11 protein-coding genes are annotated in these 17951 nt (G+C 50.9%); 3 read left to right on the top strand and 8 right to left on the bottom strand.

Features of this window, described 5'->3' with window-relative positions; translation table 11 throughout:
- Position 1: 1 nt before the first annotated feature.
- Genes C483_RS02105 through C483_RS02085 form a run of 5 tightly spaced genes read right to left on the bottom strand, consistent with a single transcriptional unit; the run spans position 2 to position 11231 of the window.
- Positions 2-5530 (bottom strand): DEAD/DEAH box helicase, encoded by a 5529-nt coding sequence (locus C483_RS02105; RefSeq protein ID WP_006651689.1) that lies wholly within the window; start codon positions 5528-5530, stop codon positions 2-4.
- Between the two features lie 2 nt (positions 5531-5532).
- Complete coding sequence (locus C483_RS02100) at positions 5533-6363, bottom strand: hypothetical protein (protein ID WP_049912374.1); 831 nt, start codon at positions 6361-6363, stop codon at positions 5533-5535.
- A gap of 1 nt (position 6364) precedes the next feature.
- The gene (locus C483_RS02095; protein ID WP_006651687.1) at positions 6365-9445 is read right to left on the bottom strand and encodes a hypothetical protein; all 3081 of its coding nucleotides are present in this window, start codon (positions 9443-9445) and stop codon (positions 6365-6367) included.
- The gene (locus C483_RS02090; RefSeq protein ID WP_006651686.1) at positions 9445-10368 is read right to left on the bottom strand and encodes a hypothetical protein; all 924 of its coding nucleotides are present in this window, start codon (positions 10366-10368) and stop codon (positions 9445-9447) included. The genes C483_RS02095 and C483_RS02090 overlap by 1 nt, the downstream gene beginning before the upstream one ends.
- Positions 10365-11231 carry a hypothetical protein gene (locus C483_RS02085; protein ID WP_049912373.1) on the bottom strand — a complete coding sequence of 289 codons (867 nt, stop codon included), beginning with the start codon at positions 11229-11231 and terminating at the stop codon, positions 10365-10367. Before C483_RS02085 ends, C483_RS02090 begins: the two co-directional genes overlap by 4 nt.
- Positions 11232-11668: 437 nt before the next feature.
- Between C483_RS02085 and csa3 the strand changes: the two genes are divergently transcribed.
- Positions 11669-12307: a CRISPR-associated CARF protein Csa3 gene (csa3, locus tag C483_RS19280; RefSeq protein ID WP_083860379.1), complete on the top strand. Its 639-nt coding sequence runs from the start codon at positions 11669-11671 to the stop codon at positions 12305-12307.
- A gap of 23 nt (positions 12308-12330) precedes the next feature.
- On the opposite strand, the gene C483_RS21315 is transcribed toward csa3, so the two are convergent.
- Positions 12331-12675 carry a DUF7344 domain-containing protein gene (locus tag C483_RS21315; RefSeq protein ID WP_449289179.1) on the bottom strand — a complete coding sequence of 115 codons (345 nt, stop codon included), beginning with the start codon at positions 12673-12675 and terminating at the stop codon, positions 12331-12333.
- A gap of 566 nt (positions 12676-13241) precedes the next feature.
- Between C483_RS21315 and C483_RS02080 the strand changes: the two genes are divergently transcribed.
- The gene (locus C483_RS02080) at positions 13242-15362 is read left to right on the top strand and encodes a DUF262 domain-containing protein (RefSeq protein WP_006651683.1); all 2121 of its coding nucleotides are present in this window, start codon (positions 13242-13244) and stop codon (positions 15360-15362) included.
- Positions 15363-15659: 297 nt separating this feature from the next.
- Here C483_RS02080 and C483_RS02075 read toward each other — a convergent pair whose 3' ends face one another.
- Together C483_RS02075 and C483_RS02070 are read right to left on the bottom strand one after the other, a co-directional pair.
- Positions 15660-16742, bottom strand: coding sequence for a site-specific integrase (locus C483_RS02075; RefSeq protein WP_152419810.1), 1083 nt, complete (start codon positions 16740-16742; stop codon positions 15660-15662).
- Positions 16735-17109 (bottom strand): hypothetical protein, encoded by a 375-nt coding sequence (locus C483_RS02070; protein WP_006651681.1) that lies wholly within the window; start codon positions 17107-17109, stop codon positions 16735-16737. Before C483_RS02070 ends, C483_RS02075 begins: the two co-directional genes overlap by 8 nt.
- Positions 17110-17330: 221 nt before the next feature.
- Between C483_RS02070 and C483_RS02065 the strand changes: the two genes are divergently transcribed.
- Positions 17331-17897, top strand: coding sequence for a hypothetical protein (locus C483_RS02065; protein WP_049912372.1), 567 nt, complete (start codon positions 17331-17333; stop codon positions 17895-17897).
- Positions 17898-17951 lie beyond the last annotated feature (54 nt).

Below are 17951 nucleotides of genomic sequence, written 5' to 3'. Positions count from 1 at the left end.
GTCAGTTGGTGAGCTGTTCGTCGGTCTCGTGATTCGTGATCGGCTGAATGATCACACTACCGTGGGCGAGGATGTCTCGAAGACGTTCCCGATCGAACGACCGCTGATCGTTTCTGACGTCACAGCCGTATTGGTAGAGACAAGACGGACATCCGTTTTCGCAGTCACAGTCGAACTGATCACGCATAAGTCCGACTGCACGGTGGAACGCCCGGAACTCTCCGTCCGCCCGCTCAAAGAGAAGTCGTGCGACATCGGATCCCCCCTCCTGGGACTCGAAAACGTCTACATGCTCCTCACCAACATATTCGGCGAGGTCACGAATGTTGACGCCGCCAAGGTATTGCAGCGCAACTCGGAGGCCATGAGCCAACGTGTGTGACAGGTCGCGGTCATTGAGGTCAACTCGGATACCCTGCGTGTCGTACTGGTATCCGAGGCGAATGAACTCGGAGTCAACTCCGCGACCATCAGGAAAGTGGTCGGGGTCGGCACTGCACCGACGCTCGTCGTCATCGTCACGGTAGATGACACCTGGACAGTTCTCTTCGCCGCATACCTCGAAGGATGTCGGCCTTGGATCGACCTCTCCTGACTTGTACTTCGTCTTGTAGCTCTTCGTGTGCAGCAGAACCGAGTAATCGCCGTACTCGATCGTCCCGAGAGGATCCCCGTTGGCATTCTGAAGTTCGAACGTCCGTTCAGAGTCGAACTTGAGTATTGATGTCTCCCGCTCGGCGTACGTGTTCTGGACCGGATTGTTCGCTTCGTCGTGGAGGTGGCGAGCCTCGTTGCCCTCCGCAGTCAGTTTGAGGTTATCGTGGTAGGCGTCAACCGAATCGAGCACCGCCAATCGGCGTCGCTTGAGCGGCGCATCGTTCTCACAGTCACACTCGTCGGTGTCGGATTCGTGCGAGGCGTTACACGCCGGACAGACGATTTCCTCGGCCAGGTGACCCTCATCGACCGCTTCGCTTACTGTGTCACGGAGATCTGAACTGGCCTTGTCGTCGAGTCGGACGCGTGAGACGGTGTATGTCTCACCGCCGTCGAGATAGGCGGCACCGGGGTGGAGTTCCGAGAGCGCCATCTGCATCGCACGTCCACTCGCCTGATCGCCGACGTTCCGCCGGTCATACCCTTCGTCGACCAAAGTCAGACCCGCCGTCGTGGCGACGCTCCGCATCGAGAAGTCGTACTTGCTCTCGCGGGACTCCCTGAGGAAGTCGAAGTAACTCTCGTCTCCTAAATCAGAGAGGTAGTCGTCGAGAACCCCGATTCGGTCCTTGAGGCCACGACGTTCACGCATGATGCGTGCACGGTCGTCAGATTCTGCCCGCTGCTGGTCGCGACGCAACCGAGAATTACGTCTTTTCAGGTCGGATAACTCGCCTTCGAGTGCCCGTTTGTACTCACGGTATCCGATAGTGTAGCGCTCGTCGAAGTTCTCGAGAGCGTCGTTGATGAGGTGGCCGAACTCGTCTTTGGCATATCGGATTTCTCCGTCACAGTCGCTTCTTGCACACGTTTTGCAGTTGTCGTCAGCAGCGTATCGTCGCTCACACTCCTCACAGTAACGGTAGTCGAGGAGCGACCCGAGATAGTCGGCGATGTCTCGTGCGTGGTCATCAACAACCTCGCTGAGCACATCGAGTTTCGAGTCGTCGCCCCCGAGTGACAGCGTATCGGCACTGAGGGACATTACGTGGGTCAGTTTACTGGCGTCTTCGCGTTCGCTCTCGTCGAGCATACTCCGACGGTGATAGGTGTCCCCACCATCGATCGACCGTGCACGGCCGTGACGACTGACGTCCCACGGAATAGTGAAGTTGGATGCCACGTAGTCGAAGATCGCCCACGACAGCGAAACACGTAGAACCTCCTCGTTGTGCTCGTTGAGCGGGACGGGAGTCGGATCAGTGTCGATGAGCTCGTCCGGATGGTCGTAGTAGTAGTAATCGATAGGGTTGCGCTGGCTGACTGAGTGGACTATCGAGGAGTGAGAGCTACGTCCTGCACGTCCGACTCGCTGGAGGTATGCGTTCATGTTCGGCGGCGTTCCGTATAGCAGAAGCGCGTCGAGGTCGCCAATGTCCACACCCAGTTCCATCGTTGGTCCTGAAGAGAGGTGGTGGGGATAGTTTTCTTCGCGGAAGAGATACTCCAACTCTCGGCGTTTACGCTTGTTCGTCGCTCCGAGATACTCCTCAGAAATAAGGATTCGCGTCTGTGAGTATTCCGCGCGGTGCGCACGCTGCGAGAACCGTGGGTGAGAGATCGACGCTCGTTCAGCGAGTGACGTTCCTGACAGGACAACAGCCTGTCCGTCTAATCCGAACTGGTGATGGAGCGTCGTGTAGTACTTCTCGGCCTCGGGGTCGAACCGAATACCGTCTTCGTCACCTGCGACCGTGACAGCGAGCGCGGATGGATCGAACGAAACGTAGTCCTCGGAGTGACCGTATTTGAGGATATTGCGGTCAACCAGTTCCTCGACGACCGCTTCGGGGGATCTGTCGGGGCTTGGATGGTCGAAGTTCTTGACGCGATAGCCGTTGCCCTCGTCGGCGAGTTCGCGGACAATAGCACGTTCGTCACTTGCGAGTTCGTCCAGACCCGGAGCAAATCGAATGTCAAGCAGTCCTTCTTCGGAGAGAGAACCATCGCGCTCGCCAAAACGCTGACTGTAGGTGTGCTCGAGTGCACGTCGGATGAGTCGATCCCAAAGGGCATCATCGTCGTCCCAGCGCTTCCGAGGCTGGTCTTTCAACCGTGACTTCAGATCAAATTCGACACTCCTCGCGACTCGCGGCGGTTCCAGTGCATCGTTTACCTCGTCGGCGATGTCCGCGGCGTCTTCGAGGACTTGACTGAACGGTGTCCAGTTGTTCCCGTCACCACGAGAAGACACACTCTCGATCAGCAGTTGATCGAGGAGGGTCTCGACCTCGGGTTCCGAAAAGTCCCGACTGAGTTCCTTCATGTCGCGGTGGGAATCGGCGAACGACAGGAGTTGCGCCGCCTGTTGGCCTTCTTCATCGGCGACACGGCGCAGCATATACTGTGAAGTTGTCACAGCGAGGTTACTCGGGCCCCGCATCAGTTCATCGAACCGACGACCGATTTCGTATCGGGCGTAGGGATGCGGGCATGGGACGGCCGACGGCTGCGAACTCATCGTGTGAATCTGACCACGGGTATCGATTGTCTTGTATGCCTGATGGTGGCCGGTCCGCGGATGGCGATCCGGTTCGTCGCAATCGCACCCCTCATTGCCGAGGAACGCCGTATCACACGATCGACAGTGCTGGTCCTGATGGATATCGAAGAGTCCGCGCTTTACGAACGAGGTCGAACCACAGTCACATCGATCGAGAGTGTCCTCGAAGCGAATCCGGCTACAGTCGTTGTTCCCACAGGTCCACGGAACATACCTCGTTGAAGTGAGTGATGAATCACAATCGACACACTGGTTAGGGGCCTTCTCGGGATTTTCGTATGTCTCGCCGCAGTCCGGACAGTCGAACTGACCGTCAACGGTAGCGAGTCTGAAGTCTGTTCCGTCACAGTTGTCACAAACCCGCTCGTCCTCGTGAGTCGATTCACACTCCGGATTGACGCAGGTAAACGTCTTTTCGCCCGTCCTGACGGTCTTGGAATTGCACTCGGGGCAGTCACGGATCGCGGTTCGTTCGGTTTGGTGTCCACAGTCGAGACACTCGAGAAAGGGCTGGAACGTCGTACGTACCATCTGGACGACGTCGTCGCGCGCTTCCTCACACCGGTAACAGACATATTCATCGTCCTGATCAATCGTTCCGTGCTCGGTCGGCGTATAGGGCTCTAGTTGGTCGCAACTCGGACAGTACCATGCAACGAGGTGCTCGTCGCTACAGTGCCGACAGTAGGTAGAGCGTGTGACGAAGTCGAACCCACACTCACGACAGTCGTCCTGTGGCGAGCGGTACATCGCATCGCATGCTGGACACGTGTAGAAGCCGTCTATTGGCCACGAAAACACATGGCTCCGGTTCTCCAACATACCGGAGAACTCACCCAAGGTCCGAACGTTCGACACCAGCGTCGAAGCCTCATCGGTATCGAGATCCAGTTCCGTTTCTAACTCGTCGTGCAACTGGGACCGCGTGAGCGGCTCATCGTACAGCAACTGATGGACGTAGCGAACGACCTGTGCACCGGGATCCTCCTCGACTTCGGTAAGGTGATCAAAGAGAGCGTCGCTCACCAGTGTCTCTCGGCGGTCGCGGTCGTAACTTGACGCATCCTCCAGCGTGTAGTCGAACGCGACGAGACCCGAGACCACATCATCCGGCACAGCTGTCGCACGTAGAATGTGGTCGACGGACAGGTTGCCCGACATCAGCGCTTCTGGAACCCCCTCCGGAACGTCACCATTGAGATCGCGAGGCGACTCGCTCACTTGGTTGACGTCTACGGCACCACTGACTTTCTGAAACAGTTCGACATCATTCTCGACGGTCGCACTGCTCGCGATGAGTTGCAGGTCGTCGACATCGCGTTTTTCTCGGAGCGACTGAATCCGCTTCATCAACGTCGACGTGTAACTCCCAAATAGGCCATCGTAGGTGTGGACCTCGTCAAAGACGAGGAACTCGGGTTCGTAGACGAACCGTTCATGTTCGTCTTCGGCGTTGGTATTGATGAGACGGTAGTTTATCGTATCGGGATTGGTGAGCAAGATGTCAACTCCGTCCTCGAGGATGTCGTTTTTCGTCAGGCGTAGGAAGTCGAGTGGGACGTCGTTCGGATCGTCGTCCTCACAGTGTGCTTTCTCGGGGATGAGTTTGAACCGAGAACCGGTATTCCGGATACGGACTCCTCCACCACAGTCTTGGCACTTGTCGAGTTCGTCATTGTATCCCGGACACTCGAAGTGCCGGAAGGTCGCGTTGAGGTACCCCTCGGAACCAGACTCTCCGACATTTCGTGGGGTATCACCATCGTAGATCCCGACCGTGATCTGCTGTTTAGACGTTAGTTGATTGTTGATACGATAGATGTACCCGAGGAGGCGCTTCAGTTGGTCTTGTGCGAGCGCCTTCGTAGGATAGATGAGCGTAGCCTTGACACTCGTGTCGTCGCTTTCCTCGCCGTACCGCTTGTCTTCAAGGATACGATTGAGGATCGGAATGAGCCACGCTTCGGTCTTCCCACGTCCTGTTGCAGCCGTTATGACGGTGTCGTCGCCATTGAGGATAGCCTCGACGCTGCGCTCTTGAAAGTCGTAGAGTCTCTCGAAACCGATTTTCGTGAAGGCACGACGGATATGTGGTTCGAGGTTCACCGATCGGGCAAAGGACTCCCAGGAACGGCCGCTCCAGTTTGGGATGTCAAGAGCCTGAAGGTACGGACCACGCATGCCCGTGAGGTCGTCTTCACCATCGGCGAGTCGGTTGGCGACGCTGCGCGCTGCTCGTCCACCACGACCGATGAAATAATCGTGGTAGGCCTCTTGCATCTGCTCTGCGCGGGTTACGGGATCTCTCATCGTTAGAGGCTCAGTTCGACTGCCGACTCGAGTTCGTCAACACGTTTCATCTCCTCCACGGTTTCGAGCGAGACATCAGCTAATGTGAGTTGTTGGGACTGGCTGAGTGTCTTAACGTCCTCGACAGTCGAGTCAGAGAGGTCGTGTTTTTCTTGGAAATCGTCGAAGCTTTGGAGCGATTGGTGTTTTTCCCAATTGTTTACTGCTTTGTTCCACTGACTGACGAAGTTCGATGCGGACCCGCTCGAGTCCATCAACTCACGGGTCAGGAGTTGATGCATATGGTTGAGCGTGCGCGAAAAGTCCTTGTTCTGTCCCCCGAGGATCTTCTGAAGTTCCTCCGCAGCACTGACCTTTGTACTCCACTTCTCTCGTTTGGACTTGAGTTGCCCCTCGATGTTCTCAGTGACGTCATCAACTTGTTTCTTCGCTGACCGGATCTGCGAGATCTGCGTCTGTACCTCTGGGGTGATCTCAACCTCCGGATCACCACTGTCATCGTCCGATCCAAGTTCGGTTTCGTCGTCGGCGAAACCACCACTCTGTGCGTTCTCCAGCAGGTCCTCTTGTGTCGTCTCGACAGCCTTCTCAGCAGTCTGTGCGGCACTGCTAGTCATCGTCGGTGCCGAGCCATCGAACGCGCCCTCGTGAACCTCTTTGTAGTACTGAAGATCTTCGAGACTCTTCACGAGATCGTTGAGTTCGCTGTTGACCTTGCGGATATTGTGCCGTGCCACTGAGACGTGGAACTGGGTGTTTTCCGCTTGCTTGTGCTTCTTGGCCTTGTCCTCGAGGGCTTCTACGACTGTGGGTAATGATTGACTGGTAGACATTCTACAAATCCTCCGTGACTTCGATGACTTCCTGCCGCTTCTGTTCGTACTCGGTGTACTCGTTAATTTGTTGAATCCGGTGTTCGAGATCGACGCCAGTGGAGTGGTCCTGATCCTGAAGCTCATCGATAAGTGAATCAAGCACCTCGTATATCTCCCAAGCACTCTGCTCGTGGCGGCTACGAGCGAAATCATGTAGTCGTGCGATGAGTGTCGTTCCAGTCGCATCGTCCATGTTCCGGAATCCCTCCACATCCTCACGGAAGGACATGAGATTTACTTCCTCGGGCGATTCGGTGAGTATCTCGTAGGCGTCTTCGTAACTCGACTTGGTGGTGACGTTCATCGTCCCGGCGCAGTTGTAGAGCGTCTCGAACCACTCGACGAGATCGTCGACTGTATGACTGCTGTCATACCATCGCTCGACCGGCTCTAAATCCTCTTGGATGTGGGAGCCGTCTTCTTCAGGAGTAAGACGTTGAAGTTCGGTCGCATAGTCCGAAATGCGACTAAATAGCGTCGAAACCTTTGTGTTCGCTTGTTTTCGTGTCGAGCCGACCTTGTAGGCATCTGGGATCTCGCCGGCATCGATCATCATTGCATCATCGACGTGGGCATCAAAGTCGGCCGCAACTTCACGTCGCGCTTCTGCTAGGCGATCGTAGTCGACAACGTTCGACTTGAGGAGGAAGAATCCCTCGATGAGGTCGCTAATATCGCTCGAGGATTTGGCTAGATTCGTGAACGCCTCCCAGAACGCGCTATCACGTTCAAACTCATCAACTATCGGCTTTCCGTACGGCTGATCCAGATTATACTCCTCAAAGATGAGTTCTGTAGAGATCCCATCTTGTTCGATTTTCGTCCCCTTCGCGGCATTGATGAGAAAGAGTTGCCCCAGCACCAGCATCTTTTCGATGGTTAATCCCTTGAGGTTGTCTTCGATCTCCTTGCGCATCTCCCGCTTGAACTGCGCAACGTTTGTGTCTGCCCACGCTCGCAACTGATCGAAGTTAGTGTCGGTTGCATCGAACATTCCAAAGAGGCCATACTCAAGCATAGGTGTGTAGAGATCTTCGTGTTCCGCCCCCCACTCGAGTTCTACATCAACATTCGCTTGGCGTTGCTGGTCGCCCTGAATGGATACCGGAATATGATCTCCACCAGCATAGTAGATACTGCTCACATAACGTGTTGATGCGTTTGGGTTACCGAGGCGTGTTGGTTCATGCCACCGTTCGAGTGTTTCAACTGCGCCTCGATGAAGTGTATCAGAACTGTCATAACCCTCTCCATTGGTTATCCAATCTTGGAACTCTTGGACCTCACGCTGCCGCTTACGCTCTTCTTCCGACAGTTCAGGCTTGTCGATAACATCAATCACTTCTTCTTCTTCACCTTCTCCAGCAATCCCACTGTCTTCTTGCTTCTCATCATCTCCTTCGTCACTCTCCATGACCTCGTACTCGGGTGTAGGCGGGTTTTGAATCTTATCGAGAACAGCACTTCCCTTTCCTTTATCAAATATGACATACTCCCCTTTCACAAGTGCTTCGTCGCTGTCGGGGATTTTGATCCCGAAGGCTTCGAAGATACCTCTCTTGACACCAACACCGTCCTCAACGGGGGCACCATACCAGCGGCTAACATCTTGATATATCTGGTCATACTTCATGTCCACCTCAAATGTAGGCGTATCCACGAATGGATTCGACTTCATCGCCTCGTAGGGGGGCAAAGTCGATTTTAGGCAATGTTTCACAACTCGAAGCAGAAGTAGCCTCGGCGTCTTGCGGTCACTCCCTTTATCATTCAGTTGTCGATACGCGAGGTGAATAAATCGTTCATTGAAAGGATACAAGCCATCAAATGCATTGGCAATATCATCTGATTCACGTTTGGTATCGGAGTGACGTTTAATAGCATTGAGGTATGAGCGTGTGAGTTCTACCGAAACATCATCATCAAGGAAATACGCTTCGTGCGTATCTTCATCGCTCATCGTCAGATACCCCTCTGAACGCCCCTCCATATAGGTGGCAGCGTTTGACCGGTTTAATGCATCCTCAATATTATCATCTTCCCATCCAATCGTCCATCCAAGTACAATATCGTAGTGACTACTACTGAGTTCGAAAATATGGTCAAGGAGTTGTTCCTTTAGTACACTGAACGTAGTGAGATCTTCACAAATAAGTACTGGACGAATTCCCCTCTCTTGATATAATTGGGAGTATTCCTTGAGTTGCTCCTTGAAGTCCCCCACGAGGTTTTTTGAGAGGTACTCATGTGCTTGATTCTTTAAAGCAGGAAAAATCAATTCTTTATCATCACGTAGCTTATCACCGATATCTAGGGATAAGTGCAACTTCCGGTAGTCTTTTCTAGTGAGAAGCTTAAAATCTGGATTCTCTTCACGGGACTGCAAATCATCTTGATACTCTTGGATGTTTTCGGCAAATATGTTTCGTAGATCTGTTTCATCGTCCCTCTTTTCGGTAAGTTCAGATAATTCTTCATCAGTTAGCAGGCTGTTAGACCAATAGCCGCGAAGAAGACCCACAATAGGTTCAGCTAGCTCATAGGGGTCGCTTCCCTGAATGTTCCTAACGTCAGGGTCAACATCAAGTGGTTCGGTGAGAACATTAATAATCTGTTCCATGCGGGTTCGGCTTCGAGACACGTGAAGCGCTACGTAGTCCTCAACACCATCGTCGTTCTCACCAAAGCCGTTGATTTGGTACTTCGTCCATTCACAGAGCTGGCTCTTTCCAGAGCCAGGTTCCCCACGCACAATGAAGATCCGATTCGGATCAGGATCATCATCGCTATCTGGTCCTCCAACTGTTGACGCCGTTATTGATTCAAGCACGTCCTCCTGAGTAACGAAGTTTCCTGAGATTCCGAGAGGAGTGAGTGTGTCGGCGTAGATCCGATCGATGTCGACGTGAGTCTCTTCAAATTGCTCAGGAGTCTTCTTCTCCGTGTATGCCTCCGAAGTGATGAAGTGATCGACCTCGTCGTCGTCCCAGTAACGGTCCATCTCGTTGGTGGTCGAGGATCGCTGAACGTTATTGCTCATTATTGGGTAAGGGGTTGGGTGAGAGGGTATTGGTAGGCCGTTTTGTCTGGACGTGAATGAATTGAGACGCGGGTCGCATCGCGCCGTTTGCCGCGAACATCATCATCAAGATCTTCAGGCGGGATCTCGACTGCGTTCTGTGAGTCACCTGGACTTGATAGTGAAATTACGCCGTCGTCCTCCATGTTCCGAAGTACGTCTGCGATTGCGGGATGTACTCTTGAGGTACCCGCTCGCTCTTCGTACACCGCAAAGAGGTTGTCGTTGATCCAATCGAGCGCTCGCCGGAACTCCCCGTTCTTGACCTCTACATCATCATAGTTTGGTTCTTTATCAGTATCTGTTGGCGAGAGGATGAGAGCGTCGTGGAACAAGGCACGACAGGGACTTAGGACGATACTATCTTCCGTCTCCGTGACCAATCCAAGTTGTTCACAAAGGGTTAACCACATGTCGATTTTTTCGTCCTTCCAGGCAAATTCATAGTCTGTCTTGCGTTTCAGGATGGTCCGTAAATCGTCTCGTTTAGCACTCACCGTCCTGTCCCCCTCGGTTAGCAGCGCGGGGTAGATAGCAGCAAAGTGTGTTTGTCGTCCCTTCTGCTGATTACAGTGATATAAGAGACGCGGTTCGAAAGGGAGTCCCTTGAACTGATGCTCGTTGATTCGTTCGACCGTATTCCTGATGTCTCCTGAGGGGCTCTCAACAAGATCAACTGTGTTCAAAAACCGTACTGTCTCCTCAACGTGATCAGTCTCAAGACCATCTTCGGTTGGACGACCAAATTTGTTGGTTAGCTCATCAACACTGGTTGCGCCCTGAATGGCTCCGTAAAGGTGTTTGAGTTCCGGTGCTCGTACCGAGATGAACCCGGTTAGTAGCTTGTCCGGCTTCGTATTTGCCGGGGGATACGTTGTACTCATATGTTTTCCTGATGCCGATATCGGTAGTCGTCAAGTCCTTCTTCTTCGAAATCTTCCCGCTCTAGCATGTCGAGCATGCTGTTCGCGATTTTTTGGGTTGGCCCGTGTTCAGTCCACGAACGGAGGGCTTCTCGAATGCGTTCAGAGTAGTCCTCGAGCACCTGATCAACATCCTCACGAATGATGTAATAAAGCGGATCCCACGCTGGACTATCTGCTGGGATCTGCGTGTAATCGAAGAGATCAGGAATTGACCCCGCTTCGAGTCCCCTTTGTTTGTGATGGGACGAAATCTGGTGGAAGTACAGGTTTTGCGTCGACGAGAGAGACAAATCCGAGTCAAGGTTATGCTGCAGGTACCGCTTTAGCAATCCCTTATATTCGGTGACGGTACACTCAAACTCGTCGATAAACGATTTCCCCGGTTTCTGTGTATGACGTGGCATCCGAGGTGTACTCGTGTCGGTAACGAGTACGTATGGGACACCCTCGGGTCGCTTACGAAGAAGTCGTCGAACGACATCTTGGTCGTCGTATACACTCTCCTTGTCCCGTAGTTGTCCCGTGAGCATCTCCTGACTGACGTAGTGAATCAGCGGGAACTCTGCTTCGGTCACGCCGCCCGCTCGAAGGTCCTCGTTTGGTATGAGTTGGTACTCTGTAAGTCGCAACCCGTTATCGTAGATACCTGGATGTGCGACTCGGTTGAGACCGAACTCCGAGAGGAGCGGTAGCGATCGTAGTTGTGCACGTGCTTGTGAACCCATTTTTGCGAGTTGTGGATCTCGGATCACGAGAAACGAGTCTCGTGTCCCGATGAAGTTCGCAAGCGTGGGTTCGCTTGAATCGGGTGGGGCTTGCATGGGTTTGCTTGGGAATCTATATCGACGTCGATTGTGGGATGGACGTCGATACTCGCACCAGATATGGTAGATGTATCTACCCCATATTGGCCGTCTTAGGCCTCTACGGACGGATGCGATTAGATTATCCTACTCACCAGACCACCATAAAACCATCGGGTAAATTATATTTCAATATAGTTGTTACTAACCGTGTCGGAGAAGGTGCCAACCGACAGCGGTGTATGCGAGCAATTGACAAATTGTCCCGCCGATACCAAATAGCTATCGGGAATGCAACAGTTCAGACACCGTTGCAGTATCGTAGAACACTGTTGGACGACTAACCCTGATCTGATCGCCTATGTCTCTGATGTTGGTCTTAATTTGTGCGAATTTCGTGCCTACTGTTGCACTATTTCGGAACAGTAACTAGGCCACAGATCATGTATCACAACATGCGAACATATCTGGCACCCTTGGGGTTCGATAGTCGACGGGTTGTTCGACCAGTTCTGGGCGAAGGCCTAGAATCTGAAGACAAAGTCATATTGCTACAACCATCAAGTGGTTCCAGTAGGGGAGAAGATGCTTTCGAGGAAGTTAAACAAATCTTGACACAGGTTGTTCCAGATTTTGACTTGACTACCGAGCATCTCCCACATACTGATTTTGTCGAAAGCGTTCTGTATTGTGCAGATCTCATCCAAGCAGCAAAGGGCGATACTGTCGTTATTCTCGGAGGTGGCGCTCGGGAACTCTTGTTTCCTTTAACGGTCGCTACCTTTTCAACAGAAAACTACATCGATACGATACTTCAGGTAGGAGATATTGACAGTAGTGTACGTCGTCTCCCTAAATTAAATCTCCAAGGAAGCACAACAGGTGCTGAGAAAGAACTACTGATGGACTTAATTGAATTGAATACACCACTATCCATCACCGATATTGCTGACGAACTTGCCAAATCAAAGAGTACGATCGCCCGCCACGTAAATAGCTTAGAGCAAAATAGTTTCGTCCAAACACAGGCAAAAGGCCGTACGAAAACAGTGGTTGTCACAGATAGTGGCCGGGTATTTTTGGAGACAAGGTAGGCCTATGCAATAATAAGGGGTTATTATACTTGTGTGAAATATAGAACAAAGTGTACGAGAAGGGAATATTGGTATATGCGATACGTAGGAGAAAGCGTCTTCCTTGAGTCATCATATTCGATAACTCCGTTTGCCGCAAGTTTTGGAAGATGTGTTTGAATGAGTCCGTTATAAGCAGATTCGTACTCTTTAGATTTTATCTGATGAGGGGGTGTCTCTAACTCGATACTCCGGATGACACGGGCAAGATCTCGGACCTCGACGGAAGCTTGTTGATCAACTAGAGAAAGATAGCCAATAACGAGTAAACGACGTCTATTTCCGAGTAGATCAAAATGATCTACAAGTTCAACGAGATTGTTAGTCATTACCACCACGTTGGTATCGGTTGGCCTGATACCAGTTCTGTCTTAGATTTGGTTGTAACTTCATAATTACATAGAAGCATACAATTATGCTTCCACTGATATCGAGGGATAAAAACATCTAATTTCGAACTTACACGCTTTGGTGAATCGCCATACTTCGTCGACTTACAGTGCCTCGGTTCTTCTTAAGCTCAGCTGACCAGTACACCACTGCTGGATTCCTCGAGATTGTAGTCACGGCTGTTCCGGCGTAATGTTTTGAGCGACATGTTCCTCGCTCCAAGACGTCATCGCATTCACAGTGGATTGGACCATGTATTCCTGAAATGCGCCCCATCGTGCGGATGAAGTCCAGAATCAGTACTTCACCTATGGAAACGCTGTTGCACCGGCAACTGACCTCCGTCGACAGTGACAATTACTTGCTGTTCCTTGGGAAGAGATGACCCAATTGCTGGAATCTACAACGGAAATCAAGCCTCAGAACGACTCAACTGATGACGTATCGTGAGGTACTAAAACTAGTCTCCGAAAGCTAATTTGTACCCGGTTGAGATGTATATGCTATGGAAACCCGCACTGTTGATGTTGATGCCTTGCTCAAGGATGGGTTATTCGACATCCCAAGCTATCAACGGAGTTATTCTTGGAAACAGTCGCAGTTGAAGGAGCTTTTCGAGGATCTGTTGTATCTCCCTGACGAATCCACCCACTTCTTTGGCAACATCATTCTCGACGAACAGCAGAAGCGATTTCGAACCGACCGTGGTCGCCGATTCACAGTCTTCGATGTTGTTGATGGCCAACAGCGGTTAACCTCGGCGTTGATCTTCCTCCACGCAGCAGCAGAGTACGATGAGTTCGTTGCTGAGACACTCGAAGAGGACAATCTCATCACTCCTGTGAAAGAGCGCCCACGCTTGCTTCCACAAGACCAAGACGAGGAGTACTTCCGAGACTGTCTGTTCGGTGTTTCGGAGATTGATCCGCAAACTCCCTCTCAAACACGTCTCAACAATGCCTACGACTATTTCAAGCGACGGTTCGAGAAGCTTGACGATGAATCCGTAGTCAGGGACCTCGCTGAACGTCTCCGATATGATCTTCGCATCAACGTCGTAGAGATCGACAACGAATCTGAAGCAGCCTCGATCTTCGAAAGTCTCAACGACCGTGGAAAACCGCTTTCGACGCTCGACAAAACGAAAAGCTTCCTCATGTATATGGATGAGAGATCGAGCGAAACTGGGGCGTTGGAAGGAATTATCAAACAACGATTTGGAAGTATCTATCGCGAGTTGTTCGTGCTGACAACTGGACACGAACGGGTTACCGACTTCGACGAAGACAGCATCCAACGATTTCACTGGGGGATGTATAATGGCTACAATTCGGATGAATACTTCCAGAGTTTCGAGACTCTGAAGTCTCGGCTACGGAATTCCTACCGATCTGGGGAATATGACGAAATCCAGACCGAGATCGACTCCTATGTTCGTGATCTTAGAGAGGCGGCAGCGGCGTTTGCCGCGATATTCTCACCAAGTGATCGGCCTGAGTCGATTGAAACCTCTCTACGTAGACTCCTCGAGTTGGGGCGATTGGCCAACGTTCTGCCGGTTTTGATGGCTGCCTATTTGCGATACGGCGATGATGAAGCTGAGAAGTTCGCCAAGATTGTCGAAGCATGCGAAACACTGGTTTTCCGAATGTATGCGATCGACAGCCGTCGGTCGAATACTGGCCGTGGGAAGATCGTCCGGCTCGCACATGATATCCACACTGATGCATCGATTGATCACGAGGGAATCTGTGCTGAACTTGATCGAATTACTGCTTACTATACTTCTGACGAACGGTTCGCTCGCAACCTTCACGATCCGGAATTTTATCAGTCCCACTCGAGCAGAGATATCAAATTCCTCCTTTACCATTACAACCGCCAACTCGAGGCGGATGTCGATGAGGAACTTGCAGAGAACTTGTCGCAGATCCTCTCGACCGATTTCCAGGTTGAGCACATCTTAGCCCGGAAGGTTGATCCAGAACATATCCCAGAAGATCTGAGCGACGAATTTCCAGAATACGTTCACCGATTAGGGAATCTCACGATCGCCAGTCGGTATTGGAACAGCTCATATGGAAATCTCCCGTTCAAGAAAAAGCAACACGCAGAGGGTGATCGCGAGAAGGATTATGCCTCTTCGGCACTGCGCGTCCAACGCGAACTTGTTGACTACGACCAGTTCGGGAAAACGGAGATTGAGACACGGCAGGAACAACTCATTGATTTTGCGCTTCACGAGTGGGCCATCGAACCTACAGAGCCAGAAGATCCCGAACCAAACGGTTCTGAGGAGTTTGGCGGCTACGTCCCTTCGAACTTTTTCGATCGACTTACTACGAAACAGGAAACACTACTGCGGATTTTGTGGGAGGAAAACGATTGGGTTGAAACAACTGGACTTCTGCAGATCATGGAGCAAGAATACGATATCGAAACACATGGGAGTAGTACAATATCAGGACTGTTGGCAGGGATGACGCGGAAGTACCCATCTGGGTATCGACGATCGATCATGAGTGCAACATGGACGGGAGATCAGTATCAATTCAAATTGGACTTAGATTCAGAACAGAAAGAACGCTTCGCTGAATCTTTCGGTGAGCCCCACGCAACTGTCTGATATTGACTTCCATCTGGACGGTTCCCGAACTCGTAGGTAGTTTGCTTTTCAGACATCGTAGAAACACCGTAACTCAGAACACCTTCATAGGCGTTTCCCCGATTCGATTCCGCCATAGCAAAATGTTCACCGTACTTAACGCGCCGAAGCACTCGGTCCAGAATCGATTATAGTGATCGATGCATTTTCCGTTATTCTCGTAACACAGAGTATGAAAAACGGCGACAACTGCACGGGAATTGGCGGCACCATTTCCGGCTGAAGAACTAATTAAATCCATCAATATATCGCAACTAGTCACTCATAAATGCCGAACTGATAGATCGAATCGATGTATTCTGCACGAATCGTATTTCCCCAATCGTGCGTATAAACCTCCATAATGTCGTCTTCAACGTCGCCACGGAGGTATTTTATCATGGTTGGTTCAAGATACTCGCTGTAGTTTCCATGCCCAGGTCTTAATTGCGTTGTGAAAAAGTGACGGAACCAGTGAACGGAAAATTTGCGGTCAGCAGTATCATCAATGAGGCCTGCCTCCACCGCGCAGTTCTTAATGTAGCTTCGAAACGATTGATGATGAACCCTAGTATTATCTTGAGTTACCCAGAGTGGGTGAGGATACTCTGCCAACGGGCGTACTGCTAACCAGTTCAAGAGCATGAACTTCGTCTCCATATCAATTGGGATAATCGTATCGTTTTTTCGTTTGTTCCCTGCACCCCGAACTTCACCGTTGTATTCCTCTCCAATTGTTGGCTCAGACGGAATATACAGTGAGTCTGGCCGCTCCTTAATTTGCTCGTGGAGTTCGATATCTCGTTTTTCTAAGAAGCGATAATAGTCGGGATGGTCGAGGTGGAGATGGGGTAGATCAATATTGTTGTTTTCACCATTCCGAATTCCGTTTTTAGCGTGTAGTAGTGCCGATGCTCGGTAGTGCGGTTTAGGAATAGACTTTATGAAGTTACCGAGTTGACTAACCGTTAATTCGAGTTGTGAACTCTCTTCGATTTCAAATTCAGCCTCGTCAATGACATATGCGATAGGATTTGACTCAACGACGCCCCGGGTCATCATCATAGCGAGGAAAGACTGGACAATTCGCATATACTCTTCAACGGTTCGCTCGGCGAGTCCGGCGTTGCGTAGTTGGTCTAAGAAGCGCCAGGCATCATCGGTAGTCATCGATTCTTGCCAGTCGATAAATTCGTTCCATGCGACGTAGTCTGATCTCGCAGAGGATTTGATCAGACTTAGTCGAATCTGCCTGAGTCGGGTGTCTGTTAGATCCTGTTGATCCCGCTTGTACGTCTCATACTTCTGAATCGGCATTTTATGCCATTCCCGATCGAATTCAAGCTTTCCATACTTATTCATCTTCAATCACTTTGAGCCAACCGCCCTGTGATCGCCGATATTTTGCCTGTCCTTGCTCAACTAACCGGTCGGCCGCACTTGCAATCTCCTCTTCGAGCAACTCCGCGATATCCTCTTCATCCTGTCCAGTCTCAGTAGATAGGTTCCGGAGGACGAAGTCTTCCAAAACGCCGTCAGCACCAGGGTCTACTTGGTCATCGGTTTTGAGCGTCTTCTGGCTAACCGGGACTTCGTGTGGTTCGTAATCGTATCCGAACTGTCGACGTCCTGCTCTGACCATCTTACGGCAGTACGCTGCAACAGATGCATCCATCTCATCTGCTGCTTCGGTCCACTCGTCAGGGACCTCGAAGTATGCCTTCGTCATATTTTGATAATGGATCTGAATTGTTATACCATTTTTGGACGTTCTTGTATCATATTTGATTGTCAGGGGCGGTCTTACCAGAAGAGTTAGAGAATAGCGTATCTTTATTACAAAGTATAATATAGACTATGATGGGCCACTACAATCAATTTAATACCAAATATCTATATCACAAATATATTATAGTATGATTTATGTGTCTAGGGACCACAATTGTGAATATGACAGGTGATGACTCTGAGGTCGATGAGATCTCCTTCAGTAAGAAGGTAGATACAGATGGTCGACTAGTCATTCCAAAACCTCATCGTCGTGCACTTGGGATCGATGATGAGGAAGCAATCGTGGAATTCGATGCAAGTGTTCTCACAGTTTTAGATGAGGAAGAGCAAACAGCCAAAGATGAAAAGGACAGAGGTAAACAGAATCTGTCTATAATTGGTCCATCAGCTGCGGTAGCCTGGACTACAGGGAAGGCTTGTACTGTCAGTCAGAAAGCCATCAAAAGCTACGTCGGAGCCAAACACGCAGCACTAACACTCGATTCCAGACATCCGTATTATCCGCTGAGTCAGATGCCATTGCATCGAAAAGGAGGATTGGCGGTTAGTAATATGATTATTCTTGCAATCATAGGCGGATTGATGTACTGGACAGGGGATTTCGCAGCAATTGCGCGCTGGGATACCACCACCCTTCTCGGGATGGTACTCGGTCTGTTGGTAGGTTTAGCTCTGGTTGATCGAAATCTCCCTTCTGTTAATGAGGCAGAGCAGCAAATTCGGTAATATGAAATTCTGTCTGAGCTTTAAATCAACTCGTTGAATATACAGATAGTAGTA

The sequence above is a fragment of the Natrialba hulunbeirensis JCM 10989 genome (assembly GCF_000337575.1).
GTDB classification, from domain to species: Archaea; Halobacteriota; Halobacteria; order Halobacteriales; family Natrialbaceae; genus Natrialba; species Natrialba hulunbeirensis.
Note: the sequence above shows the minus strand (reverse complement) of the source record. Positions and strands in the feature narration are given on the sequence as shown.